The 24,465-nt window shown below is 71.3% G+C and carries 22 protein-coding genes; 8 read left to right on the top strand and 14 right to left on the bottom strand.

From position 1 onward, the window contains the following. Position 1: 1 nt before the first annotated feature. From ACF1G2_RS11255 to ACF1G2_RS11235, 5 genes are all read right to left on the bottom strand, one after another. Positions 2-322, bottom strand: coding sequence for a bifunctional 3-phenylpropionate/cinnamic acid dioxygenase ferredoxin subunit (locus tag ACF1G2_RS11255; RefSeq protein ID WP_391798018.1), 321 nt, complete (start codon positions 320-322; stop codon positions 2-4). Continuing rightward, positions 322-1,503: a Fe-S cluster assembly protein SufD gene (sufD, locus tag ACF1G2_RS11250; protein WP_391798017.1), complete on the bottom strand. Its 1,182-nt coding sequence runs from the start codon at positions 1,501-1,503 to the stop codon at positions 322-324. The genes ACF1G2_RS11255 and sufD overlap by 1 nt, the downstream gene beginning before the upstream one ends. Positions 1,504-1,589: 86 nt before the next feature. After that, positions 1,590-3,005: a Fe-S cluster assembly protein SufB gene (sufB, locus tag ACF1G2_RS11245; RefSeq protein WP_391798016.1), complete on the bottom strand. Its 1,416-nt coding sequence runs from the start codon at positions 3,003-3,005 to the stop codon at positions 1,590-1,592. Then, complete coding sequence (locus ACF1G2_RS11240; protein ID WP_391798015.1) at positions 3,002-3,730, bottom strand: helix-turn-helix transcriptional regulator; 729 nt, start codon at positions 3,728-3,730, stop codon at positions 3,002-3,004. Before ACF1G2_RS11240 ends, sufB begins: the two co-directional genes overlap by 4 nt. A 165-nt stretch (positions 3,731-3,895) precedes the next feature. Further along, the gene (locus tag ACF1G2_RS11235) at positions 3,896-5,422 is read right to left on the bottom strand and encodes a carboxypeptidase-like regulatory domain-containing protein (protein WP_391798014.1); all 1,527 of its coding nucleotides are present in this window, start codon (positions 5,420-5,422) and stop codon (positions 3,896-3,898) included. Between the two features lie 174 nt (positions 5,423-5,596). Here ACF1G2_RS11235 and ACF1G2_RS11230 point away from each other — a divergent pair, with 174 nt between their 5' ends. From ACF1G2_RS11230 to ACF1G2_RS11220, 3 genes are all read left to right on the top strand, one after another. Then, a complete protein-coding gene (locus ACF1G2_RS11230; RefSeq protein ID WP_391798013.1) occupies positions 5,597-6,523 on the top strand; it encodes an ABC transporter ATP-binding protein in 927 nt (308 codons plus the stop codon). After that, positions 6,520-7,287 (top strand): ABC transporter permease, encoded by a 768-nt coding sequence (locus tag ACF1G2_RS11225; RefSeq protein WP_391798012.1) that lies wholly within the window; start codon positions 6,520-6,522, stop codon positions 7,285-7,287. Before ACF1G2_RS11230 ends, ACF1G2_RS11225 begins: the two co-directional genes overlap by 4 nt. Before the next feature lie 75 nt (positions 7,288-7,362). Further along, a complete protein-coding gene (locus ACF1G2_RS11220; RefSeq protein ID WP_391798140.1) occupies positions 7,363-8,331 on the top strand; it encodes a heme A synthase in 969 nt (322 codons plus the stop codon). A 60-nt stretch (positions 8,332-8,391) separates the two neighbouring features. Here the strand turns inward: ACF1G2_RS11220 and ACF1G2_RS11215 are convergent, their stop codons facing one another. The 3 genes from ACF1G2_RS11215 to ACF1G2_RS11205 all read right to left on the bottom strand — a co-directional run bounded on the left by ACF1G2_RS11215 (position 8,392) and on the right by ACF1G2_RS11205 (position 10,951). Further along, on the bottom strand, positions 8,392-9,471 hold the full coding sequence (locus ACF1G2_RS11215; protein WP_391798011.1) for an amidohydrolase family protein: 1,080 nt from the start codon (positions 9,469-9,471) through the stop codon (positions 8,392-8,394). A gap of 82 nt (positions 9,472-9,553) precedes the next feature. Beyond that, a complete protein-coding gene (locus tag ACF1G2_RS11210) occupies positions 9,554-9,889 on the bottom strand; it encodes a hypothetical protein (protein WP_383163870.1) in 336 nt (111 codons plus the stop codon). Positions 9,890-10,003: 114 nt separating this feature from the next. Further along, entirely contained in the window at positions 10,004-10,951 is a 948-nt protein-coding gene (locus ACF1G2_RS11205; protein ID WP_391798010.1) for a heme o synthase, read from the bottom strand. Between the two features lie 316 nt (positions 10,952-11,267). Between ACF1G2_RS11205 and tkt the strand changes: the two genes are divergently transcribed. The 5 genes from tkt to pgl are packed head-to-tail and all read left to right on the top strand — an operon-like array spanning position 11,268 to position 17,887. Then, complete coding sequence (gene tkt / locus ACF1G2_RS11200) at positions 11,268-13,352, top strand: transketolase (protein ID WP_391798009.1); 2,085 nt, start codon at positions 11,268-11,270, stop codon at positions 13,350-13,352. Positions 13,353-13,384: 32 nt separating this feature from the next. After that, positions 13,385-14,503: a transaldolase gene (gene tal / locus ACF1G2_RS11195; RefSeq protein WP_391798008.1), complete on the top strand. Its 1,119-nt coding sequence runs from the start codon at positions 13,385-13,387 to the stop codon at positions 14,501-14,503. Between the two features lie 5 nt (positions 14,504-14,508). Next, a complete protein-coding gene (gene zwf / locus ACF1G2_RS11190) occupies positions 14,509-16,041 on the top strand; it encodes a glucose-6-phosphate dehydrogenase (RefSeq protein WP_391798007.1) in 1,533 nt (510 codons plus the stop codon). After that, a complete protein-coding gene (gene opcA, locus ACF1G2_RS11185; RefSeq protein WP_391798006.1) occupies positions 16,038-17,108 on the top strand; it encodes a glucose-6-phosphate dehydrogenase assembly protein OpcA in 1,071 nt (356 codons plus the stop codon). Before zwf ends, opcA begins: the two co-directional genes overlap by 4 nt. Beyond that, entirely contained in the window at positions 17,105-17,887 is a 783-nt protein-coding gene (pgl, locus tag ACF1G2_RS11180; protein ID WP_391798005.1) for a 6-phosphogluconolactonase, read from the top strand. The genes opcA and pgl overlap by 4 nt, the downstream gene beginning before the upstream one ends. Positions 17,888-17,909: 22 nt before the next feature. On the opposite strand, the gene ACF1G2_RS11175 is transcribed toward pgl, so the two are convergent. The 6 genes from ACF1G2_RS11175 to ACF1G2_RS11150 form a co-directional block, all read right to left on the bottom strand. After that, positions 17,910-19,472: a PH domain-containing protein gene (locus ACF1G2_RS11175; RefSeq protein ID WP_391798004.1), complete on the bottom strand. Its 1,563-nt coding sequence runs from the start codon at positions 19,470-19,472 to the stop codon at positions 17,910-17,912. After that, entirely contained in the window at positions 19,469-19,969 is a 501-nt protein-coding gene (locus ACF1G2_RS11170) for a PH domain-containing protein (protein ID WP_391798003.1), read from the bottom strand. Before ACF1G2_RS11170 ends, ACF1G2_RS11175 begins: the two co-directional genes overlap by 4 nt. Positions 19,970-19,972: 3 nt before the next feature. Continuing rightward, positions 19,973-21,625, bottom strand: a complete 1,653-nt coding sequence (pgi, locus tag ACF1G2_RS11165) for a glucose-6-phosphate isomerase (protein ID WP_391798139.1) — start codon at positions 21,623-21,625, stop codon at positions 19,973-19,975. 91 nt (positions 21,626-21,716) lie between these two features. Then, positions 21,717-22,481, bottom strand: a complete 765-nt coding sequence (locus ACF1G2_RS11160) for a sugar isomerase domain-containing protein (RefSeq protein ID WP_391798002.1) — start codon at positions 22,479-22,481, stop codon at positions 21,717-21,719. 97 nt (positions 22,482-22,578) lie between these two features. Then, complete coding sequence (locus ACF1G2_RS11155) at positions 22,579-23,691, bottom strand: serine hydrolase domain-containing protein (protein ID WP_391798001.1); 1,113 nt, start codon at positions 23,689-23,691, stop codon at positions 22,579-22,581. Positions 23,692-23,723: 32 nt separating this feature from the next. After that, positions 23,724-24,392 (bottom strand): DUF4097 family beta strand repeat-containing protein, encoded by a 669-nt coding sequence (locus ACF1G2_RS11150; protein WP_391798000.1) that lies wholly within the window; start codon positions 24,390-24,392, stop codon positions 23,724-23,726. Positions 24,393-24,465 lie beyond the last annotated feature (73 nt).

Below are 24,465 nucleotides of genomic sequence, written 5' to 3'. Positions count from 1 at the left end.
CTCAGGACTCCTGGGTGACGGAGACGAGCACATCGTCCCCTTCGATCTTGACGGGGTATACGGGCACGGGGCGCGTCGCGGGAAGACCGGACGGCTTACCGGTGCGGAGGTCGAAGCTGGAGCCGTGCAGCCAGCACTCGATGGAGCAGTCCTCGACCTCGCCCTCGGAGAGGGAGACGTTGGCGTGCGAGCAGATGTCGTTGATCGCGAACACCTCGCCCTCGGTGTGCACGACGGACACCGGCGTGCCGTCGACCTCGACCCGCTTCGGGGTGTCGGCCTCCAGCTCGCTCAGTGCGCAGACGCGGACGAAGCCGGCCATCAGACGGACGCCTCCAGCTCGGCCTCGATCTTGGCGATCAGGCGCTCCTCGACGTCCGGCAGGCCGATCTGCTGGACCAGCTCGGCGAAGAAGCCGCGGACGACGAGGCGGCGGGCCTCGGTCTCCGGGATGCCGCGGGCCATCAGGTAGAACAGCTGCTCGTCGTCGAACCGGCCGGTGGCCGAGGCGTGACCGGCGCCGGCGATCTCGCCGGTCTCGATCTCCAGGTTCGGCACGGAGTCGACGCGGGCGCCGTCCGTCAGGACCAGGTTCCGGTTGAGCTCGTACGTGTCGGTGCCCTCGGCGGCGGCCTGGATGAGGACGTCACCGATCCAGACGGCGTGGGCGTCCTGGCCCTGGAGCGCGCCCTTGTAGGCCACGTTCGACTTGCAGTGCGGCTGGTTGTGGTCGACCAGGAGGCGGTGCTCCTGGTGCTGGCCGGCGTCGGTGAAGTACAGGCCGAAGAGCTCGGCCTCGCCCCCGGTGGCCGCGTACTGCACGCGCGGGTGGATGCGGACGACGTCGCCGCCGAAGGTCACCACGACCGACTTGAAGGAGGCGTCACGGCCCACGAGCGCGTTCTGCTGGGCGACGTGGACGGCCTTCTCGTCCCAGTCCTGGACGGAGACGACGGTGAGCTTGGCGCCGTCGCCGAGGATGTAGTCCACGTTGGCGGCGAGCACCGCGTCACCGGTGTGGTCGATGACCACGACGGCCTCGGCGAAGGCGCCGAGCTCGATGATCTGGTGGCCGAAGGCGACCCCGCCCTCGCCGTGCACGGCGATGCGGATCGGCTCGCCGAGGACGGCCTCCTTGGCGACGGTGACGACCGAGGCCTTCTCGAAGGACGAGTACGCCTGGGCGGCGACGCGGTCGACGGGCGTGCCGGCCCTGCCGAGCCGCTCGTCGTCACGGCCGACGGTCTCGACCGTGACGCCCTCGGGGGCCTCGATCTCGACCTTGACGCCCTCGCCGGTCGCGACGGCGGTGCCGTCGTGCAGGCCGCGCAGGCGCTCCAGCGGGGTGAACCGCCACTCCTCCTCGCGGCCGTGCGGGACCGGGAAGTCCGCGACGTCGAAGGACGGGGGCGCGCTCATGCGCGTGGCGACGGTGGACTCGGCGGCCACCGCGATCGAGCCGGCGGTGGTGGAGCCCGCCGGAATGTTCTGAGCCTCAGCCATGGCTGTCGTCTTGCTCTCTTCCTACGTTTCGATCCTCGGCCCGCCGCGTGGGGCGGGCCGCTAGCTGGTGGTGGGGCGTCGGTACGTCAGCCGACGGACCCTTCCATCTGCAGCTCGATCAGCCGGTTCAGCTCGAGCGCGTACTCCATCGGGAGCTCCTTGGCGATCGGCTCGACGAAGCCGCGCACGATCATCGCCATCGCCTCGAACTCGGTCATGCCGCGGCTCATCAGGTAGAAGAGCTGGTCCTCGGAGACCTTGGAGACCGTGGCCTCGTGCCCCATGGAGACGTCGTCCTCGCGGACGTCGACGTACGGGTACGTGTCCGAGCGGGAGATGGTGTCGACGAGCAGCGCGTCGCAGAGCACGTTCGACTTGGCGCCCGGGGCACCCTCGCCGATCTCGATGAGACCGCGGTAGGAGGTGCGGCCGCCGCCTCGCGCCACCGACTTGGAGACGATGTTGGAGGAGGTGTTCGGGGCCATGTGGACCATCTTGGCGCCGGCGTCCTGGTGCTGGCCCTCGCCCGCGAAGGCGATGGAGAGGGTCTCGCCCTTGGCGTGCTCGCCCATCAGGTAGACGGCCGGGTACTTCATGGTGACCTTGGAGCCGATGTTGCCGTCGACCCACTCCATGGTCGCGCCCTCGTAGGCCACGGCGCGCTTGGTGACCAGGTTGTAGACGTTGTTCGACCAGTTCTGGATCGTCGTGTAGCGGCAGCGGCCGCCCTTCTTCACGATGATCTCGACGACCGCGGAGTGCAGCGAGTCGGAGGAGTAGACCGGGGCGGTGCAGCCCTCGACGTAGTGGACGTAGGCGTCCTCGTCGACGATGATCAGCGTCCGCTCGAACTGGCCCATGTTCTCCGTGTTGATACGGAAGTAGGCCTGCAGCGGGATCTCCACGTGCACGCCCTTCGGCACGTAGATGAACGATCCGCCGGACCACACGGCCGTGTTCAGCGAGGCGAACTTGTTGTCGCCGACCGGGATGACCGTGCCGAAGTACTCGCGGAAGAGCTCCTCGTGCTCCTTCAGCGCGGTGTCGGTGTCGACGAAGATGACGCCCTGCTCCTCCAGGTCCTCGCGGATCTGGTGGTAGACGACCTCGGACTCGTACTGGGCCGCGACACCGGCGACGAGGCGCTGCTTCTCCGCCTCCGGGATGCCGAGCTTGTCGTACGTGTTCTTGATGTCCTCGGGCAGGTCCTCCCAGGAAGCGGCCTGCTTCTCGGTGGAGCGCACGAAGTACTTGATGTTGTCGAAGTCGATGCCCGACAGGTCGGAGCCCCAGCTCGGCATGGGCTTCTTGTCGAAGAGGCGCAGACCCTTCAGCCGCAGCTTCAGCATCCACTCGGGCTCGTTCTTCTTGGCGGAGATGTCGCGGACGACATCCTCGTTCAGACCGCGCTTGGCGGCGGAGCCGGCCGCGTCGGAGTCGGCCCAGCCGTACTCGTACCGACCCAGGCCCTCGAGCTCGGGGTGGCTGATCTCGGTGGTCATGCGGGGTTCCTCCCGGCCGTGCTTGCGGATGCTTCTGATGGGGTGGGCTGTGGGGCGCTGTGCGGGATGAACGTCGTGCAGACGCCGTCACCGTGGGCGATCGTGGCGAGACGCTGGACGTGCGTTCCCAGGAGGCGGGAGAAGATCTCCGTCTCCGCCTCGCACAGCTGGGGGTACTGCTCGGCGACATGGGCGACCGGGCAGTGGTGCTGGCAGAGCTGCTCGCCGACCGGCGCGTTCCGCGCAGTGGCAGCGTACCCGTCCGCGCTCAGCGCCTTGGCAAGCGCCTCGGTGCGCTGGTCGGGCTCCGCCGACTCGACGGCCTCACGGTACGCCTCCGCCTGGTGCTCGAGCCGGTCGCGGGCGAAGGCCGCGACGGCCGCCTCGCCTCCGGCGTTCTTCTCGATCCAGCGCAGGGCGTCGACGGCGAGCGAGTCGTACGACTGGTCGAAGGCGTCCCGGCCGCAGTCGGTCAGTGCGAAGACCTTGGCGGGGCGGCCGCGGGTGCGCTGTCCGTAGACGCGCTTCTCTCGCGCTTCGACCACGTTCTCGGCGACGAGCGAATCCAGATGCCGACGCACGGCCGCCTGGGTGAGGCCGAGCCGCGTCGCCAGATCGGAGACCGTCGACGGGCCGTGGTCCAGGATGGAGCGCGCGACACGGTTGCGCGTGGAGCGCTCACCGGTCGCGAGTTCCTCCACGGGAGCCTCGCCAACGTTTTTCACAACGCCATTGTTGCGTAATTCCTCCGAGAGTGACAAGCGACGCCGCGGCGGGGGCGCGGTGCTCTGCATCACTCAGGTAAGGCTTACCTGACCTGCGGAAACGATCTCCGGGGCGCCCCGCGGCCGCACCCCGGAAGGGTGCGGCCGCGGTCGTTCGGATGAGCCTCAGAGACCCGGAACGGCCTCCCCTGCGCCGCTGTGACCTCGCACGATCACCGTCACCGGGATGTCGGTCACCGGCCCGCGCCCACTGTCCGAACGGACCCGCAATGTCCCTTTCAGCACCGTGCCGGGCGCCACCCCCGTCGTGTCGACGGTGACCGTCACCTCGGTCCGGTCGTACGGCTCCTGCCCGGCGCCCTCCAGGCCGCCTCCGGCCGGGGAGACGGTGAGCCAGCCCTGCCCGTCCTTCTCGGCCACGGAGTACGCGGCGGGGATGCCGCCCGTGTTGGTCAGGGTGAGCGTCCGGGTGCGCCGGGAGTCCGACGGGGCCTTCACCCTCAGGGACCGCTCGTCGGCGGTGACGCGGCCGGTGCCGAGCTCCCCGTCCACGAGGCGGACGCTGCCGGGAACGGCGGTGACCGTGGTCCGGTCGCCCCAGTAGTACGGCGCGTCGAGCACGACGTCGTAGTCCTGCCAGGACGCCGGCACCTGGAACAGATAGGCGCCGTCGGCGTCGGCGGAGCCGGACGGCCCCAGGCCCCCGCTGTAGGCGCCGACCCGGGCGCCGACGACCGGGAGCCGGTCGTTGGCGTCGGTCACCCGGCCGAGGATGACGGCGGTCCTCGTCTGGCGGAGGGCGATCACCGTCCCGTCCCGCAGGGTGCCCTCGTCCCGCGAGTAGAGCAGCGCGCCCGCCCCGGTGTGGCTCTCGGCGCCGATCGTGGCGGACGAACCGTCCTCCCGTCCGCTCCCGGAGATGCCCTGGTAGTGCAGGGAGGCGGTGCCGTCCTCGCCGATCACGGCGGCGAAGCCGATCCGCTCGCGGGCAGCCGACCCGGCGATCTTCACGTTCCGCCACTCGACGACGATCTTCCGGTGCGGGGCGGTACCGGTGGCGGCCCAGTACACACCCGACCGGCCGTCGACGGTGAGATCGTCCCCGAAGGCGTGCAGGGTCCCGTCGGCCGTCTGCCCTCCGGGCGGGACGAAGGAGAGCGCCCCGTCGACGGAGGCCGTCAGCGAGCGGTACGCGCGGCCGTAGAAGGGCACGGGGAACGGCAGCGCGAAGGCCGCCGTGCCGGAGGCGCGGTCGGCCAGACGGAGCCGCTGCGTGCCGGCCGGGAACTCGGCCGCCGCCGTGACCGAGCAGGCGGTGCCGAAGGCATCGGTACGGGGCTCCAGCGCGACGTCCTCGGCGCCACCGCCCGCGGCGACCTCGACCGGGACGGTCGCCGGAGAGGCACAGCGGTGCGCGGGGGCCACGGCGAGCTCGTACGCTCCGGCGGCCGGAAGGCGCAGGGTGTAGCGGCCGTCGGCGCCGGTCGTCGTGGTGGCACCGGAGGGCGAGGCGGTGACGACCGCGCCGGCCTCGGCCCCGGTGGCGCCGGTCACGATGCCGGTGAGGTCGATCGTGGCGGCGTCGGCCTGCGCGGGGGCGGCGGCCAGCGTCAGGGGGAGCACGAGGGCGGCGGCGGTGAGCGCGGCGAGGGTTCTCCGTCGGTCACGTCGGTGCGATCGGGCCAGGTGCACGGACTCTCCTTCACGGAAGGTGCGACATTCGTACGCACGATCACCCGATCGTGGAAGAGAAGTGCGCTCGACGTGGCGGCTTCCGCCCAATGTTTTCGGCCATTCCCGGGCCTCCGAGGCGGCCGGTTCTCCCCGCCGACCGGAGCAACCGGACGGCTCTCTAGAATTCCGGGCATGAAGAACGAGTCCGTCGTCCAGGTCCGCGGCCTGGTCAAGCGGTACGGGACCAAGACCGCCGTCGACGGCCTCGACCTCGACGTCCGCGCGGGCACCGTCACCGCCGTCCTCGGCCCCAACGGGGCCGGGAAGACCACCACGATCGAGACCTGCGAGGGCTACCGGAGGGCCGACGCGGGCACCGTGCGCGTGCTCGGCCTCGACCCGGTGGCCGACGCGGCGCTGCTCCGGCCCCGGATCGGCGTGATGCTCCAGTCGGGTGGCGTCTACTCCGGCGCCCGGGCCGACGAGATGCTCCGCCACATGGCGAAGCTGCACGCGCACCCGCTGGACGTGGACGCGCTGATCGAGCGCCTCGGCCTCGGTTCCTGCGGCCGGACCACGTACCGACGGCTCTCCGGAGGCCAGCAGCAGCGGCTCGCCCTCGCCATGGCCGTCGTGGGCCGCCCGGAGCTGGTCTTTCTCGACGAGCCGACCGCCGGACTCGACCCGCAGGCCCGCCGCGCCACCTGGGACCTCGTCCGCGAGCTGCGCACCGACGGCGCCACCGTCGTCCTGACCACGCACTTCATGCACGAGGCCGAGGAGCTGGCGGACGACGTGGCCATCGTCGACGCCGGCCGGGTCGCCGCCCAGGGCAGCCCCGAGGCCCTCTGCCGCGGCGGCGCCGAGAACACCCTGCGCTTCACCGGCCGCCCCGGGCTGGACCTCGGCTCGCTGCTCAAGGCCCTGCCGGACGGCACGCAGGCCGCGGAGCCGATGCCGGGCACCTACCGGATCACCGGCGATGTGGGCCCCCAGCTCCTCGCCACCGTCACCACCTGGTGCGCCCAGCACGGCGTGATGCCGGACGGCATCGCGGTGGAGCGCCACACCCTCGAAGACGTCTTCCTCGAGCTCACGGGCAAGGAGCTGCGGTCATGAGTACGGGTACGTACGCCCCGAAGCCCGGAGCCGCCCCCGTCGGGCGGATGATCGCGGCGCAGACCGTCCTGGAGACGAAGATGCTGCTGCGCAACGGCGAGCAGCTGCTGCTCACGGTGATCATCCCGTCGCTACTCCTCGTCCTGTTCTCGACCGTCGACATCGTCGACACGGGCGCCGACAAGGCCGTCGACTTCCTCGCGCCGGGCGTCCTCGCCCTCGCCGTGATGTCCACCGCCTTCACCGGCCAGGCCATCGCCACCGGCTTCGAGCGCCGCTACGGCGTCCTCAAGCGACTCGGCGCCTCTCCGCTCCCCCGCTGGGCGCTGATGACCGCCAAGACGCTCTCGGTCCTGGTCACCGAGGTCCTCCAGGTCGCGCTCCTGACCGCGATCGCGCTGGGGCTCGGCTGGTCCCCGCAGGGCGGCCCCGTCTCCGTCCTGCTGCTGCTCGTCCTCGGCACGGCCGCCTTCTCGGGCCTCGGCCTGCTGATGGCCGGCACGCTGCGCGCCGAGGCGACGCTGGCCGCCGCGAACCTGGTCTTCCTGCTGCTCCTGGTGGGCGGCGGGGTGATCGTGCCGCTCGACAGGTTCCCCGACGCGGCCCGCGCCGTTCTGGAGCTGCTGCCGATCTCGGCGCTGTCGGACGGGCTGCGGGACGTGCTCCAGGGCGGCTCCTCGCTGCCGTGGGGGCAGGCGCTGACGCTCGCCGTCTGGGCGGTCCTCGGGCTCGGTGCGGCGGCGAGGTTCTTCCGCTGGGAGTAGCGGAGGGGTGACGTTCCGGGGTGACTTCTCCCGTAACGCACCCCTCGTGAAAGCGTGCACAAGCCCCGTCCTACGATAGGGCCCGTGCTGACCCCCCTCGCCCTCATCGCCAAGCGCTGGACCCCGTCCCCGAGGACGCTCCGGCGCGCCGCGCTCTCCGCCGTCGTGATGAGCGTCCTCATCATCGTCACGGGAGGCGCGGTCCGGCTGACCGGCTCCGGTCTCGGCTGCGACACCTGGCCCAAGTGCACGGACGACAGCCTCATCGTCACGCCCGAGCAGGGCTACCGCGGTGTGATCGAGTTCGGCAACCGGATGCTGACCTACGTGCTGTCCGCCGCCGTCGGCTGGGCGATCATCGCCGCCCGCTCCACCAAGCCGTGGCGCCGCGGGCTGACCCGGCTCGGCTGGGCGCAGTTCTGGATCGTCGCGAGCAACGCCGTCATCGGCGGCATCACGGTGTGGATGGGGCTCAACCCGTGGACGGTCGCCGGCCACTTCATCGCCGCGAACGCGCTGCTGACCGTCGCCGTGATCACCTGGCACCGCACCGGCGAGGGCGACACGACGCCCCGCCGGCGGGTGCCGGGCCCGGTGCGCAAGCTCTCCTGGGCGATCGTCGCGACGGCCGTCGCCCTGATCGTCCTCGGTACGGGCGTCACGGGGTCGGGCAAGCACGCCGGCGACAGCAGCGACGTTCCGCGCATGCCGTGGGACTGGACCGCCGCCGCCCACGTCCACGCGATCGCCGCCTGGGTGGTCTGCGCGCTGGCGCTGGCGATGTGGCTGGTGCTGCGCGTGGTCGACGCCCCCGACGACATCCGGGCGCGCGCCCGTGACCTGCTGCTCGTGCTGCTCGCCCAGGGTGGGATCGGCTACCTCCAGTACTTCACCGGGGTCCCCGAGATCCTGGTCGGTGCCCACATGCTCGGCTCCGCCCTGATGTGGATCGCGGTCCTGCGCCTGGCCCTGAGCCTGCGAGAGCGCCCGCTGCCCGCCCCGGAGATCCCGGCCCAGGCCGACGCGGCCCTGGCGAAGGCGTAACCCCGCAGCACCACTCCCCGGCCCGGGCTGTCCCCGGCGTACGCCCCGGCCGGGGGTCGCTCAGGCCAGTCCGTAGATCCTGCGGGCGTTGCCCGAGGCGATCATGGTCGCCACGCGCTGGGCGTCGCCGAGGGACCAGGCTCCGTCGCCGACCCATTCTCCGAGCACCCTGCTCAGCGCGCCCCGGAACACGCTCGCGGCGACGACGTGCAGCTCCGGCAGCGCGTGGGCCCCGCTGGAGAAGAGCAACTTGCCGAAGGGGGCCAGCTCCAGCAGCTCGGCGAGGACGGCCGCGGCCCGGGCCCCGGTCCTGCCGAGGACGGAGCCGAGGTCGGCGTACACATGCGGGTAGACACCCGTCAGCTGGGCCGTCTGCCGGTGGTACGGGTATCCGTGCAGCAGGACGACGTCCGTGCCCAGGCCGCTGGTGGACGCGGCGAAACCGGCGAGCCCTGTCGGGTCCTCGGCCCCCACGTGCAGCTGGAGCGGCCGCCCGGAGGTGACGGCGATCCAGAGCAGATGGCGCAGCAGCACCGGGTCGGTGAGCGGGCCGCCGACCGGACGCCGCGCGAGCCAGCGCCCCGCCGCCCCGCGCACCTCGCCGGGCCCCGGGGGCTCCGACGCCTGGGCGAGGCCCCGGCTCACCCCCGCGACGGAGGTGAACGCGACGGCGGTGGTCGCGGCGCCGTGGACGGCCTCGGCGAGGTTGGCGAGCAGCGACTCGACCGAGCCGGAGGTGTCGGCGACCTGCTCGGCGAGGGGTTCGAGCCGGATGATCTCGTGCGCGGCGGCGCTGCCCGCGGAGGCGATCTCCGCCGGGCCGGTCAGATCGCCGGGCAGGCCGGTGTCCACGAGATAGGTGGAGATGCCGGAGGCGCTCAGCAGCCGCCGCCCGGACTCCAGCACGCCCAGTTCCCGGCGGCGGGCGAGATAGCGGGCCGGCGGGCAGTGCGGCTCCAGACCGAGCAGCGGCGGGCACCAGCGGCGTACCGCGAAACCGGTCTGGGTGTCGAAGAAGGTGGTGCCGGGCGCGGGCGGCCGGGCGGTCCTGCCGAGGTAGGCCTCGAAGGTGCCGAGGCCGAGCTCCGTACGGAGCACCCCGTGGCAGTACTGGTCCACCAGGCTCGGGGTCTCGATCATTCGGGGGGCTCCCTGCGTGGACGTTCTTCCACACGTCCTAACGGGTGAGCCCCACCCGAGGTTGTTGCCTCGCCTCGAACGCCTACGCGTTGGACGGGCCGCCCAGCTGGATTCCGGCCATCCGGGTCCACTCGTACGGGCCCGTCACGACCTTGGCGGCGAACTCGCCGTCGAACTCCTCGTGGAGGGTCAGCCCGGCCTTCTCGGCCGCCTTCTCGGCGACGGCGTACGTCGGGGCGACGAGGTCGCCCCAGCCGCCGTCCTCGCCGACGAGGACGATCCGCGTGCCCGCCTGGCCGATGTGGGCGATCTGCCCCTCGGCGCCGCCGTGCTCCTTGGAGAACGCCTGGATCTGCTTGGCGAGCTTGACCGCCCTGCGCTCGGCCTGCTTGCTCTCCGCCTGCTTGGTTTCTGCCATGCGACAGATGCTACCGAGGGGTAGATCCACTGGCGACGGCCGGTGCACGTGGTCTTGCCCACGTGCACCGGCCGTTGATCAGGGGCTGAGGGGCTGCCTCAGGAAGCTGAGGGACTACCTCAGGAAGGGGTCCACCGCGACCGCCACGAAGAGCAGCGAGACATAGGTGATCGACCAGTGGAAGAGGCGCATCTCCTTGAGCTTCGCGCCGGTCGCGCCGTTCTTCGCGCGGTTCAGCAGCGCGTGCGCCTCCCAGAGCCACCACCCGCCGGTGAGCAGCGCGACGGCCGTGTAGAACCAGCCGGTGTAGCCGAGCGGGGTCAGCAGCAGCGAGACGGCCACCATCACCCAGCTGTACGCGACGATCTGCCGGGCGACGACCTTGTTGGAGGCGAGGACCGGGAGCATGGGGACGCCGGCGCGGGCGTAGTCGTCCTTGACCTTCATCGACAGCGGCCAGTAGTGCGGCGGCGTCCAGAAGAAGATGACCAGGAAGAGGATGACCGCGGCCCAGGACATCGAGTCGGTGACGGCCGACCAGCCGATCAGCACCGGCAGACAGCCGGCGATGCCGCCCCAGACGATGTTCTGCGCCGTGCGGCGCTTGAGGATCATCGTGTAGACCACGACGTAGAAGAGGAGCGCGCCGAGCGAGAGCGCCGCGGACAGCCAGTTGACGAGAAGGCCGAACCAGAGCGTCGAGACCACGGCGAGGGTGAGACCGAAGACCAGGCCCTCGCGCGGAGTCAGGACGCCGGTGACCAGCGGCCGCTGCGAGGTCCGGTCCATCAGCGCGTCGATGTCGCGGTCGATGTACATGTTCAGCGCGTTCGCGCCGCCCGCCGACAGATAGCCGCCGAAACAGGTGGCGAGAACCAGCCACAGGTTCGGCACACCCTGCTCGGCGAGGAACATCACCGGCACGGTCGTGATGAGCAGCAGCTCGATGATCCGCGGCTTGGTCAGCGCCACGTATGCCTTGACGCGGGCCCCGAACGGCCGATGGCCCCCCGGGCTGGGAGTCAAGACGACCCCTGCGGGTCGGGACTCGACGGCCGTCACGCACACCCCTGACAGAGAATTCCCAGCAAGCTCCCCGGATGAAGACGGGGTGAAGACTTGCGCGTACCACGCCACTGTAGACGTTGCCCAGACGCCGATCTTCGCGGGGGTGGGGTCGTGTTGGGGGGCCTTGTCCCAAGGGGTGGACAGCGTTCGGGAGGCGAAGTGACAGAGTGACCCGCACTCTTGCCGTGTCTTCTGTTTTCCGGGGCCCGCACTCGAAAAGATGGGCGTGACGACGGGGGTAGGCTCGACAACGCCGGTACACCCTCAGTCACCGGCTTCCAGTACATGTGGAGAGGAGCCCTGACTCAGGGTGAGCACTAAGCCGACCACCACAGACCTCGAGTGGACCGAGTTGGACCAGCGGGCCGTGGACACCGCCCGCATCCTGGCAGCGGACGCCGTACAGAAGGTCGGCAACGGCCATCCCGGTACGGCCATGAGCCTCGCGCCCGCCGCGTACACCCTCTTCCAGAAGGTGATGCGCCACGACCCGGCCGATCCGGAGTGGGTGGGGCGCGACCGGTTCGTACTGTCCGCCGGTCACTCGTCCCTGACCCTCTACACCCAGTTGTACCTGGGGGGCTTCGGGCTCGAGCTGGACGACCTGAAGGCGTTCCGCACCTGGGGTTCGAAGACCCCGGGCCACCCGGAGTACGGACACACCGCGGGCGTGGAGACGACGACCGGCCCGCTGGGCCAGGGTGTCGCCAACGCCGTGGGCATGGCGATGGCCGCCCGCTACGAGCGCGGTCTGTTCGACCCGGAGGCGGCCCCCGGCACCTCCCCGTTCGACCACCGGATCTACGCGATCGCCGGTGACGGCTGCCTGCAGGAGGGCATCTCCGCCGAGGCGTCCTCGATGGCCGGTCACCAGAAGCTCGGCAACCTGATCCTGCTGTGGGACGACAACCACATCTCGATCGAGGGCGACACCGAGACGGCCGTGTCCGAGGACACGATGAAGCGGTACGAGGCGTACGGCTGGCACGTCCAGCGCGTCGAGCCGCAGGCCAACGGCGACCTGGACCCGGCGGGTCTGTTCGCCGCGATCAAGGCCGCCGAGGCCGAGACCGACCGTCCGTCGTTCATCGCGATGCGCTCGATCATCGCCTGGCCCGCCCCGAACGCCCAGAACACCGAGGCCGCGCACGGCTCGGCGCTCGGCGACGAGGAGATCGCGGCCACCAAGCGGATCCTCGGCTTCGACCCGGAGCAGACCTTCGAGGTCTCCGACGAGGTCATCGGCCACACCCGCTCGCTGGGCGACCGCGGCCGCGAGTCGCGCGCCGCGTGGGAGAAGTCCCTCGCCGAGTGGCGTACGGCCAACCCGGAGCGGGCGGCCACGTTCGACCGCATCCAGGCCAACGAGCTGCCCGAGGACTGGGAGTCGAAGCTCCCGGTGTTCGAGGCGGGCAAGGGCATCGCCACCCGCGCCGCGTCCGGCAAGGTCCTGCAGTCGCTCGGCGCCGTGATCCCGGAGCTCTGGGGCGGCTCGGCCGACCTGGCCGGCTCGAACAACACGACGATCGACAAGACCTCGTCGTTCCTGCCCGAGGGCAACCCGCTCCCCGAGGCGGACCCGTACGGCCGCACGATCCACTTCGGCATCCGCGAGCACTCCATGGCCGCGGAGATGAACGGCATCGCGCTGCACGGCAACACCCGTGTCTACGGCGGCACCTTCCTGGTGTTCTCCGACTACATGCGCAACGCCGTCCGGCTGTCCGCGCTGATGCACCTGCCGGTGACGTACGTCTGGACCCACGACTCGATCGGTCTGGGCGAGGACGGCCCGACGCACCAGCCGGTGGAGCACCTGGCGTCGCTGCGCGCGATCCCCGGTCTGAACGTCGTCCGTCCGGCGGACGCCAACGAGACCGCCATCGCCTGGCGCGAGATCACCAGGCGCCACACCCGCGTGTTCGGAAAGGGCGCCCCGCACGGTCTGGCCCTGACCCGCCAGGGTGTGCCGACGTACGACTGGAACGAGGACGCCGCCAAGGGCGGCTACGTCCTGTTCGAGGCGGACGGCGACGCCCAGGTCGTGCTGATCGGCACCGGCTCCGAGGTGCACGTGGCCGTCGAGGCCCGGGAGCAGCTCCAGGCCGCCGGCGTCCCGACCCGTGTGGTCTCGATGCCGTCCGTCGAGTGGTTCGAGGAGCAGGACCAGGCGTACAAGGACTCCGTCCTGCCGCCGTCGGTCAAGGCGCGTGTGGCCGTCGAGGCCGGTGTGGGTCTCACCTGGCACAAGTACGTCGGCGACGCCGGCCGGATCGTCTCGCTGGAGCACTTCGGTGCCTCCGCCGACGCGAAGGTCCTCTTCCGCGAGTTCGGCTTCACGCCGGAGGCCGTGGCCGCCGCAGCCCGGGAATCCCTGGACGCCGCGGCGCGCTGACGCCACTAGACACGAATTTTGGAGAACCTCTCATGACAGACGCTCTCAAGCGCCTCTCCGACGAAGGCGTCGCGATCTGGCTGGACGACCTCTCGCGTCAGCGGATCACGTCCGGAAACCTGGCCGAGCTGATCGACCAGCAGCACGTGGTGGGTGTGACCACCAACCCGTCCATCTTCCAGAAGGCGATCTCGGAGGGCCACGGCTACGACCAGCAGCTCGCCGACCTCGCCGCCCGCAAGGTGACCGTGGACGAGGCCATCCGCATGATCACGACGGCTGACGTGAGGGACGCCGCCGACATCCTGCGCCCGGTCTACGACTCCACGGACGGCCAGGACGGCCGGGTGTCGATCGAGGTCGACCCCCGTCTCGCCCACAACACCGCGGCCACCATCGCCGAGGCCAAGCAGCTGGCCTGGCTGGTGGACCGCCCCAACACGCTCATCAAGATCCCGGCCACCAAGGCGGGTCTGCCGGCGATCACCGAGGTCATCGGCCTCGGCATCAGCGTCAACGTGACGCTGATCTTCTCGCTGGAGCGCTACCGCGCGGTCATGGACGCCTACCTGGCCGGTCTGGAGAAGGCCCGCGAGCGCGGTCTCGACCTCTCCAAGATCCACTCGGTGGCGTCCTTCTTCGTCTCCCGGGTGGACTCGGAGATCGACAAGCGCCTGGACGCCATCGGCACGGACGAGGCCAAGGCCCTCAAGGGCAAGGCGGCGCTCGCCAACGCCCGTCTGGCCTACGAGGCGTACGAAGAGGTCTTCTCCGGCGACCGCTGGGCCTCCCTGGACAAGGCGCAGGCCAACAAGCAGCGTCCGCTGTGGGCCTCGACCGGCGTCAAGGACCCGGCGTACAAGGACACCCTGTACGTGGTGGACCTGGTCGCGCCCGGCACGGTCAACACCATGCCGGAGGCGACCATGGAGGCCACCGCCGACCACGGCGAGGTCACCGGCGACACCGTGCGCGGAACGTACGAGCAGTCGCGCGCCGAGCTGGACGCCGTCGAGAAGCTCGGCATCAGCTACGACGACGTGGTACAGCTGCTTGAGGACGAGGGCGTCGAGAAGTTCGAGGCGTCCTGGAACGACCTGCTCAAGTCGACCGAGGCGGAGCTTCAGCGCCTCGCACCTTCGGAGGCGTAAGCACTTTGAGCGCAGTCCACGGAGCCAACCCGCTCCGTGACGCCGCAGACCGACGGCTCCCGCGTATCGCGGGGCCGTCGGGTCTGGTGATCTTCGGTGTCACGGGCGATTTGTCCCGTAAGAAGCTGATGCCTGCCGTCTACGACCTGGCCAACCGCGGTCTGCTGCCGCCGGGCTTCTCGCTCATCGGCTTCGCCCGCCGTGAGTGGCAGGACGAGGACTTCGCGCAGGAGGTCTACGAGGCCGTCAAGCAGCACGCCCGCACCCCGTTCCGCGAGGAGGTGTGGCAGCAGCTGATCCAGGGGATGCGCTTCGTCCAGGGCGACTTCGACGACGACGACGCCTTCGACCAGCTGAAGACCACCATCGAGGAGCTGGACAAGGCGCAGGGCACGGGCGGCAACTTCGCCTTCTACCTGTCCGTGCCGCCGAAGTTCTTCCCGCTGGTCGTCCAGCAGCTGAAGAAGCACGGCCTGGCCGACCAGAAGAACAACTCCTGGCGCCGCGCGGTCATCGAGAAGCCCTTCGGCCACGACCTGGCCTCCGCCAAGGAGCTCAACGAGGTCGTCCACGAGGTCTTCCCGCCCGAGGCGGTCTTCCGGATCGACCACTACCTGGGCAAGGAGACCGTCCAGAACATCCTGGCGCTCCGCTTCGCCAACACCCTCTTCGAGCCGATCTGGAACCGGTCGTACGTCGACCACGTGCAGATCACCATGGCCGAGGACATCGGCATCGGCGGCCGCGCCGGGTACTACGACGGCATCGGGGCCGCCCGTGACGTCATCCAGAACCACCTCCTCCAGCTGCTCGCGCTGACCGCGATGGAGGAGCCCGCCTCCTTCGACGCGGACGCGCTCGCGGCCGAGAAGACCAAGGTGCTCGGCGCGGTGAAGCTGCCGAAGGACCTGGGCGCCTCGACCGTGCGCGGCCAGTACGCGCCGGGATGGCAGGGCGGCGCGAGGGCCGTCGGCTATCTGCAGGAGGACGGGATCGACCCCAAGTCGAAGACCGACACCTTCGCGGCCATCAAGCTGGAGATCGACAACCGCCGCTGGGCGGGCGTCCCGTTCTACCTCCGTACCGGCAAGCGGCTCGGCCGCCGCGTCACCGAGATCGCGGTGGTCTTCCAGCGCGCGCCGCACTCGCCGTTCGACAAGACGGCGACGGAGGAGCTGGGGCAGAACGCCCTGGTCATCCGCGTCCAGCCCGACGAGGGCGTGACCATGCGGTTCGGCTCCAAGGTTCCGGGCACCTCGATGGAGGTCCGGGACGTGTCGATGGACTTCGCCTACGGCGAGTCCTTCACGGAGTCCAGCCCCGAGGCGTACGAGCGGCTCATCCTCGATGTGCTGCTCGGCGACTCGAACCTCTTCCCGCGGGTCGAGGAGGTCGAGCTGTCCTGGAAGATCCTCGACCCGATCGAGCAGTACTGGGACAAGCACGGCAAGCCCGCACAGTACCCGTCGGGTACCTGGGGTCCGGTCGAGGCGGACGAAATGCTCGCACGAGACGGACGGAGCTGGCGCCGGCCATGAAGACCGACCTGACGGACACCACGTCCAGCAAGATCAACAAGGCGCTGGTGCTCGGACGTCGCGCCATCGGCACCCCCGCCGTCGGCATGGTGCTCACCCTCGTCATCGTCACCGACGAGGAGAACGCCTACGACGCGCTCAAGGCGGCCAACGACGCGTCCCGCGAGCACCCTTCGCGGACCCTGGTGGTCATCAAGCGGGTCTCGCGTTCGCCGCGGGACCGCGCGAAGGCGCGGCTCGACGCCGAGGTCCGCCTCGGCGCCGACGCCAGCACGGGGGAAACGGTTGTCCTCCGACTCTACGGCGAGGTCGTCGACCACGCCCAGTCGGTGGTCCTTCCGCTGCTCCTCCCGGACGCGCCCGTCGTCGTCTGGTGGCCGGTCAACGCCCCGGCCGACCCGGCGAACGACCCGCTGGGCGCGCTCGCCCAGCGCCGGGTGACCGACACGTACGCCTCCGAGCAGCCGATCCACGAGCTGACCGGGCGCGCGGACACGTACACCCCGGGCGACACGGATCTGGCCTGGACCCGGATCACCCCGTGGCGTTCGATGCTGGCCGCCGCGCTCGACCAGGTCGTGTGCGAGGTCACCTCGGCCGAGGTGGAGGGCGAGGAGTTCAACCCGAGCGTCGAGCTGCTCGCCATGTGGCTGGCGGACCGGCTGAAGGTACCGGTGCGCCGGTCCACGTCGGCGGGCCCGGGGCTCACCTCCGTGCGGATGGAGTCCACCTGCGGGCCGATAGTCCTCGACCGTCCGGACGGTTCGCTGGCGACGCTCTCCATCCAGGGCCAGCCGGACCGTGGTGTGGCGCTCAAGCGCCGCGACACGGCCGAGCTGATCGCCGAGGAGCTGCGCCGGCTCGACCCGGACGACACGTACGCCTCGGCGCTGCGGTTCGGGCTCGACCGGCTGGACGAGGAGTCGAAGACGACGGCTCCGGCGGATGCGGCGGCCGGCGGGGAAGCCGCTGCGGCGGACCCGGCGGCGACCGCGGCCGATTCGGCCCGCCAGGCGGCCAAGGCGCCCGCGAAGAAGGCCCCGGCCAAGAAGGCGGCGGCCAAGTGAGCGCTCCCCAGCTCGTCGTCCACCGCGACAAGGAGCTGATGGCCCAGGCCGCGGCGGCCCGGCTGATCACGCGGATCGTGGACGCCCAGTCCGCCCGCGGCTCGGCCTCCGTGGTCCTCACGGGCGGCCGCAACGGCAACGGGCTGCTCGCGGCGCTCGGTTCGGCCCCCGCGCGGGACGCGATCGACTGGTCGCGGCTCGATCTGTGGTGGGGCGACGAGCGGTTCCTGCCCGAGGGCGACCCGGAGCGCAATGTCACCCAGGCCCGTGAGGCGCTGCTCGACCGCGTCCCGCTGGACCCGGCCCGGGTGCACGCGATGCCGGCCTCGGACGGTGCGTACGGCAACGACGTCGAGGCCGCGGCCGAGGCGTACGCGGCCGAACTGGCCGCGGCCGCCGGTCCGGAGAACCACGGATCGGTGCCGGGCTTCGACGTGCTGATGCTGGGCGTCGGCCCGGACACGCACGTGGCCTCCCTGTTCCCGGAGCTCCCGGCGGTCCGCGAGACCGAACGCACGGTGGTGGGCGTGCACGGCGCGCCCAAGCCGCCGCCGACCCGGATCACGCTGACACTGCCGGCGATCCGGTCCGCCCGTGAGGTCTGGCTCCTCGCGGCCGGCGGGGACAAGGCGAAGGCCGCGGCGATGGCGCTCTCCGGAGCGGGTGAGATCCAGGCCCCGGCAGCGGGCGCCTACGGTCGCTCGCGGACGCTCTGGCTGCTCGACGCGGCGGCCGCCTCGGAGCTGCCGCGCGCGCTCTACCCGCCGGCTTCGGCCTGACGGACGCTCAAGGGGGCCCGGTTCACCGCACGGTGGGCCGGGCCTCCTGCGTTTGCCGTACCTGTTCCAGGAAGGGCGCGAGCAGGTCCGGCACGGCCTCGGCGGCGAAGGTCAGTCCCTCGCCCTGCCCGGCGTCGTGGATGTCGTACGCGCCCGTGCCCGCGGCGGTCGTCGCGGTGAGCGTCAGCAGGCCGGCGCGCCGCTGGACGTACGACTGCCTGACGGTCCAGCCGATGACGCCGCCGCGCTGCAGGGCGACCGTGGTCCGGCGGACCGTGCCGGAGCGGGCCAGCAGGTAGTCGTCGGTGACACCGTGCCCGAGGTTGCGGTAGGCGTCGCGCGCGAACACCACGGCGAGCGGGCCGAGGACGAGGGCGCAGCCTACGGCCACGTAGAGGAGGACCGGCGTGAGGAGGGCGCCGAGGACGGCGAGGACGGCGGCGGGGGTGAACGCGCTCCACAGCGCCCAGCGCAGCCGCCGGGTGCGGGCGGCGGGGGGATGGGCGGTGAGCGGCGCGCTCGTCGGGGGCTCGGACGCGCGCAGCACCTGCGCGGCGACCCGGTCGGCGACCGCGCGCGGCGCCGCGGGCAGCAGGGTCTTGGTGTCGGTGTGCTCCTCCTCGGTGCGCTCGGCGAGTCCGGTGGCGACGGCGTCGACGCGGGCGGCGCGGCACATCCGCACGCCCAGCGGCTCGACCAGTTCGACACCGCGCAGCCGGCGTTCCTCGATGGAGATCGAGCGGGCGGTGAACAGTCCGCGCCGGACCCGCAGGGTGCCGCCGGGCTCCCGCTCCAGGCGGTAGTTCCACCACATCTCGACCCAGAGGCCGAGGGCGCCGACGGTCCCGACGAGGACGGCCAGGGCGATCAGAACGAGGATCATGGAGACGACGGAGGCGCCCTGGAAGCGGTCGCCTATCCAGTCGATGACCTCCTTCTGCGCCCCGAACCACTCGCTGACCTGCATCACGGCCCCGGCCGCCGCTCCGCCCAGGGCCACGGCGACGAAGGAGACCGGGGCGTAGCGGATCCAGCGCGGGTCGAGCTCGGCGAGCGCACCGTCGTGGCGGGTGTCCTCGGTGCCGGTGGGCGTCCGGTCGAGCAGCTCGCGCCGGAGCCGTTCGCCCTCGGCCCGGGCGACCGGGTCGAGTTCGAGGGTGGACTCGCCGCCGTTGTGCTCGCCGGTGCCGATGCGGACCTTGACCAGGCCGAGGACACGCTGCAGCGGGTTGGCGGTCAGGTCGACGCTGCGGATGCGTTCACGGGCCAGGGAGCGGCGTTTGACCAGGAAGAGCCCGGTGTGGAGTTCGACCCTCCCCCAGCCTTCGGCCGGGGGCGCCTCCGTCTCGCTCCGCCCGGCTCCGACGCGGTAGCGGGTGCGCCGCCAGCGGACGTGGTCGGCGGCCGAGCCGGCGCCGATGAGGAGCGCCGCCCCGGCGAGGATCCAGCCGGCGGCCTTCCAGGCGGGCATGGCGTTGGCCAGGCCGAAGAAGGTGGGCAGGGCGGCGCCCGCGGCGACGCCCGCGAGGACGGCGGCGGTGACCAGGACCGTACGGCGGTCCAGGCGCCGCCACTCCTCGCTCATGTGGCGTCCCCGGGCGTGGCCTGGGTGATGCGGGTGAGCTTCTCCGCGAGCTCCGCGGCGAGTTCGTGGTCGAGACCCTCGACGCGGATCGCCCCCTTGGCCGAGGCGGTGGTCACGGTGACCGTGGCGAGCCGGAAGTACTGCTCCAGCGGGCCCCTGACGGTGTCGACGGTCTGGATGCGGGACATGGGGGCGATCCGCCACTCCTGCCGGACGGCCCCCGTCCGGACGTAGACGGCGTCCTCGGTGACCTCCCAGCGGTGGACCCGGAACCACCAGGCGGGAAAGAACGCGGCGCAGGCGAGGCCGACGGCCGCCAGGACGGCGGCGGGCAGCCAGAGCCAGAACCGGGCCGGCGTGATCAACGCCCCCAGCACGCCGAGGACCACCACCGGCACGGCGGTGGTCACCAGCCACTGGGCGCGCCACCAGCCGACGGCCCGTTCGTCGAGCGTGTTGCTCGGCGGCCGCAGCCGCACCGCGTTCTCCCCCGTCATCGGTCAGCGCCCCCTGAGCTTCCGGTAGGTGTCGACGAGCGCGGCGGTCGAGCCGTCGAGCTCCTCACCGCCCGTGCCCTGGGTGAGCACCGGCTCGATCTTCCTGGCGAGGACCTTGCCGAGCTCGACGCCCCACTGGTCGAAGGAGTCGATGTTCCAGATCGCGCCCTGTACGAACACCTTGTGCTCGTACAGCGCGACGAGCTGGCCGAGCACCGAGGGGGTGAGCTCCCTGGCGAGGATCGTGGTGGTGGGGTGGTTGCCCTGGAAGGTCTTGTGCGGGACGAGTTCCTCGGCCACGCCCTCGGCCCGTACCTCCTCGGGCGTCTTGCCGAAGGCCAGCGCCTGCGTCTGGGCGAAGAAGTTGGCCATGAGCAGGTCGTGCTGGGCGACGAGACCGGGGGCGAGGTCGGCGACGGGCTCGGCGAAGCCGATGAAGTCGGCCGGGATGAGCTTGGTGCCCTGGTGGATCAACTGGTAGTACGCGTGCTGTCCGTTGGTGCCGGGCGTGCCCCAGACGACCGGACCCGTCTGCCAGTCGACGGGCTTGCCGTCGCGGTCGACGGACTTGCCGTTGGACTCCATGTCGAGCTGCTGGAGGTAGGCGGTGAACTTCGACAGGTAGTGCGAGTACGGCAGGACGGCGTGGGACTGGGCGTCGAAGAAACCGCCGTACCAGACGCCGAGGAGGCCGAGGAGCAGCGGCGCGTTCTCCTCGGCGGGGGCGGTGCGGAAGTGCTCGTCGACGAGGTGGAAGCCGGCGAGCATCTCGCGGAAGTGCTCCGGGCCGATGGCGATCATCAGGGAGAGGCCGATGGCGGAGTCGTAGGAGTACCGTCCGCCGACCCAGTCCCAGAACTCGAACATGTTGGCCGTGTCGATGCCGAACTCCTGCACCTTCTCGGCGTTGGTCGACAGGGCGACGAAGTGCTGGGCGACGGCTTCCTGGCCGGCTCCCAGCCCGGTGAGGAGCCAGTCGCGGGCGGAGGTGGCGTTGGTGACCGTCTCGATGGTGGTGAACGTCTTCGAGGCGACGATGAAGAGCGTCTCGGCCGGGTCGAGGTCACGGACGGCCTCGTGGAGGTCGGCGCCGTCCACGTTGGAGACGAAGCGGAACGTCAGATCCCGCTGGGTGTAGGCGCGGAGGGCCTCGTACGCCATGGCCGGACCGAGGTCGGAGCCGCCGATGCCGATGTTCACGATGTTCTTGATCGGCCTGCCGGTGTGGCCGGTCCACACGCCCGCGCGGACCTTGTCCGCGAAGGCGGCCATCTTGTCGAGGACGGCGTGGACGGCCGGGACGACGTTCTCGCCGTCGACCTCGACGACGGCGTCGCGAGGGGCGCGCAGCGCGGTGTGCAGGACCGCGCGGTCCTCGGTGGTGTTGATCTTCTCGCCGCGGAACATGGCGTCGCGCAGCTCGGCCACGCCGGTGGCCGCGGCCAGTTCGCGCAGCAGCGTCAGCGTCTCGTCGGTGACCAGGTGCTTGGAGTGGTCCAGGTACAGGTCGCCGACGCGCAGTGTGTACGCGGTGCCACGACCCGGTTCGGCGGCGAACAGCTCGCGCAGATGGGTGGCCCCCAGCTGCTCGCGGTGCTTGCCGAGGGCGGCCCATTCGGGAAGCTGGTTGAGCCTCGTGCGACCTGCTGCGTTCATCTCGGACATCGCCTACTTCTTCTCTTCCTGCCTGCTTGCCCCGCTGCGACTCCAACCTAATTGATCGCGGGGGCGGAAGGCGCGCGACGACTCAGTGCCCACCGCGATGGAGCCGGCCCGCGTACCGGGCCTCCAGCACCGCGTTGTGCTCGTGGCCGCCCGGGATGTTGGCGGAGACGTACACCGGCGGTTCGTGGCCCTCGGCGAGGAGCAGGGCGACCGCCTCGGCGACGACCATCTGCACGAGGAGGGACGAGGTGAGGGTGGAGACCCCGCAGAGCGCGGTGCCGTCCGGGAGGGGGAGCACGGCGTCGCCGGTGGGGGCGCCGTTGTCGAGGACGGCGTCGGCGAGGTCGGCGAGCCGGCGGCCGCTCGCGTGCAGGGCGGGGACGGCGTGGGTGTGGGTGAGCGAGGTGAGCGCGACGAGCCGGTGGCCGGCCCGGGTCACCTTGAGCGCCAGGTCGACGACGGCGTTGTTCACACCGGAGTTGGAGATGACGACGAAGAGGTCCTGCGGTCGTGGGGTGGCCAGGGCGTAGAGCCGGTCGGCGAGGCCGGGGGCGCGCTCCAGGAGCGGATCGGCGAGTACGGAGGGGTCCTCGCCGCCCCGCAGGACGAGGTCGGCGAGCGCGATCCGGCTGGTGGGCACGAGCCCGCCGGCCCGGCCCGCGATCTCCAGGGCGGCGGCCTGCGAGTGGCCGGTGCCGAAGGCGTGGATCACCCCGTCGGCGGCGACGCAGTCGGCGAAGAGGCGGGCGGCGACGGTGACGGAGTCCTTGTTGGCGGCGACGGCCCGTTCGACGGCCTCCCGCGCGTGGTCGGCGAACAGGGCCGCGCCGAGGGCGGGTCGGGGCATGGCGAAGCCTCCAATGGTTCATTGAACCGGAGTTGGATGCGAGTTCCGATTCAATGAACCAGCCTGCCCGACCACCGTCAAGGCCCGCAGGGACGGCCTACCGAGTCGCGGCGGCTTCGGCCCGCCCGCCGAACACCTCGCCGACGAGCGTCTTCTGCGCCTTCTGGAAGGCCGCCGCCGTTGCGGCGAAGTCGAGGTCGGCGTCCCCTGTGGTCAGCGAGGCGGTCAGCGTCCTGCTGCCGTCGGGCGTGCTGTACATCAGCGCCGCCCAGCCGAAGAAGCCGCCGTTGTGGTGGAGGATCGTCCCGCCGTCGTCCGTCTCCTCCACGAAGACCCCGAGGCCGTAGCCGAGCTTGGGGTGCGGCGTGCACATCTCGGCCAGCAGCGGGGCGGGCAGGAGCCTGCCGCCCAACAGGGCGGAGAAGAAGGTGTGGAGGTCCTCGGTGGTCGAGATCATGTCGCCGGCGGCGGAGATCCAGGAGACGTTGAATCGGGTGACGTCGACCACCTTCCACTGGCCGGCGTCCTCGTACCGGTAGTAGCCGTGCGCGTGCGGCTCGGGGATCTCCGGCGAGGCGCCCGGCACCACGGTGCCCGACAGCCCCAGCGGCCGCAGGATCAGCCGCTCCGTCTCCTCCGCCAGCGAGTTGCCGGTGACCTCCTCGACCAGCAGCTTGGCCAGCACGTAATTGGTGTTGGAGTAGCTCCAGTCCGCGCCCGGCTCGAACCGCGCCGGCCTGGACAGGGAGAGGCGTACGAGCTCCTCCGGTTCGTACGTGTGGAACTGACGGTCCACGTACTCCTGCCCCTGCCAGGGAATGCCCGGCGCGACCGTCCCGTCGTCGTAGTACTCCCCGGTGTGGTTGAACAGCCCGCTGGTGTGCTGGAGCAGCATCCGCACCGTGATCCGGCGGTCGAGGCCGAACCGGGGCAGGTGGTCGTCCACCGGGCTGTCCAGCCCGATCCTGCCCTCGGCCACCAGCAGCAGCACGACGGTAGCGGTGAAGGTCTTGGTGGTGCTGCCGATCCGGAACCGCCCGTCGGTCGCCGGGGCGGCGCTCTCGCCGAGCTTGCGCACTCCGGCGCTGCCGACCCATTCGCCCCGCTCGTCGTTCACGCGCAGCTGGACCCCGGCGAATCCGGAATCGACGATCTCCTGGATGGCCTTCTGCAGTTCGGGGCGGTCCTGTACGGCAAGGGTGGGGGACATGAGGTGTGCTCCTTTTCCGTCGGTGAGGGGCGTCAGAGGCTGCGGGCGGTGATGTCGCCGTAGGCGGTGGTGGCGTGGATGGCCAGGCCGGGGGTGCCGTCGGCGTTCTTGAGCGCGTTGTGGATCCGGCCGTAGGAGGTCCCGGCGTCCAGGGAGGCGGAGACGCCGCGGGCGGCGCCGACCGTCACGTCGCCGGCCTCGGTGCGCAGGACGACCGCGCCGCGCACGGCCTCGGTGACCCGCAGGTCGCCCTTGAGGGTGCGGATCTCCGCGTCGCCTCCCAGGCGGCCGACCGAGACGTCGCCGGCCTGGAGGGTCAGCCGGGCGGTCTCCGCCTCGTCGAGCTTGACCGTGCCCTGCGCGGCCGCGAAGGCGACCTGGCCGAGCCGCCCCACACCGCGGAGTTCGGCGTCGGCGCCCTTCGCCTCGACGTGGGAGCCGGCGGGCAGCTGGACCGTCACCTCGACGTATCCGGAGCCGCCGAGGATCTGGCTCTTCGCCTCCGGGGCCTGGACCCGCAGGACACCGTCGGTGAAGTCGACCGTGGTCTCCTTCGCCGCCTGGACGTCCCGGCTCTTCGAGGCGTTCGCGGGGCGGACCTCGACGGTGACGTCGGTCCGGTCGGCGGCGATGAACTGGATGCGTCCGGCGGGGACGTCCAGGACGGCGGAGACGGCGGCGGTGGTGGCGAACTTCTGCATGGTGCTCTCCTCGTTCAGCGGCGGGCGCTCTGTCGGCCCGTCGTTTCTGATAGTGGAAAGCTACGTTGCGTTC

Origin of the sequence: Streptomyces sp. NPDC013457 (genome assembly GCF_043089925.1) — a bacterium.
Lineage (GTDB): Bacteria > Actinomycetota > Actinomycetes > Streptomycetales > Streptomycetaceae > Streptomyces.
The sequence above is the reverse complement of the archived record's forward strand: the minus strand, read 5'-3'. Positions and strand labels throughout refer to the sequence as shown.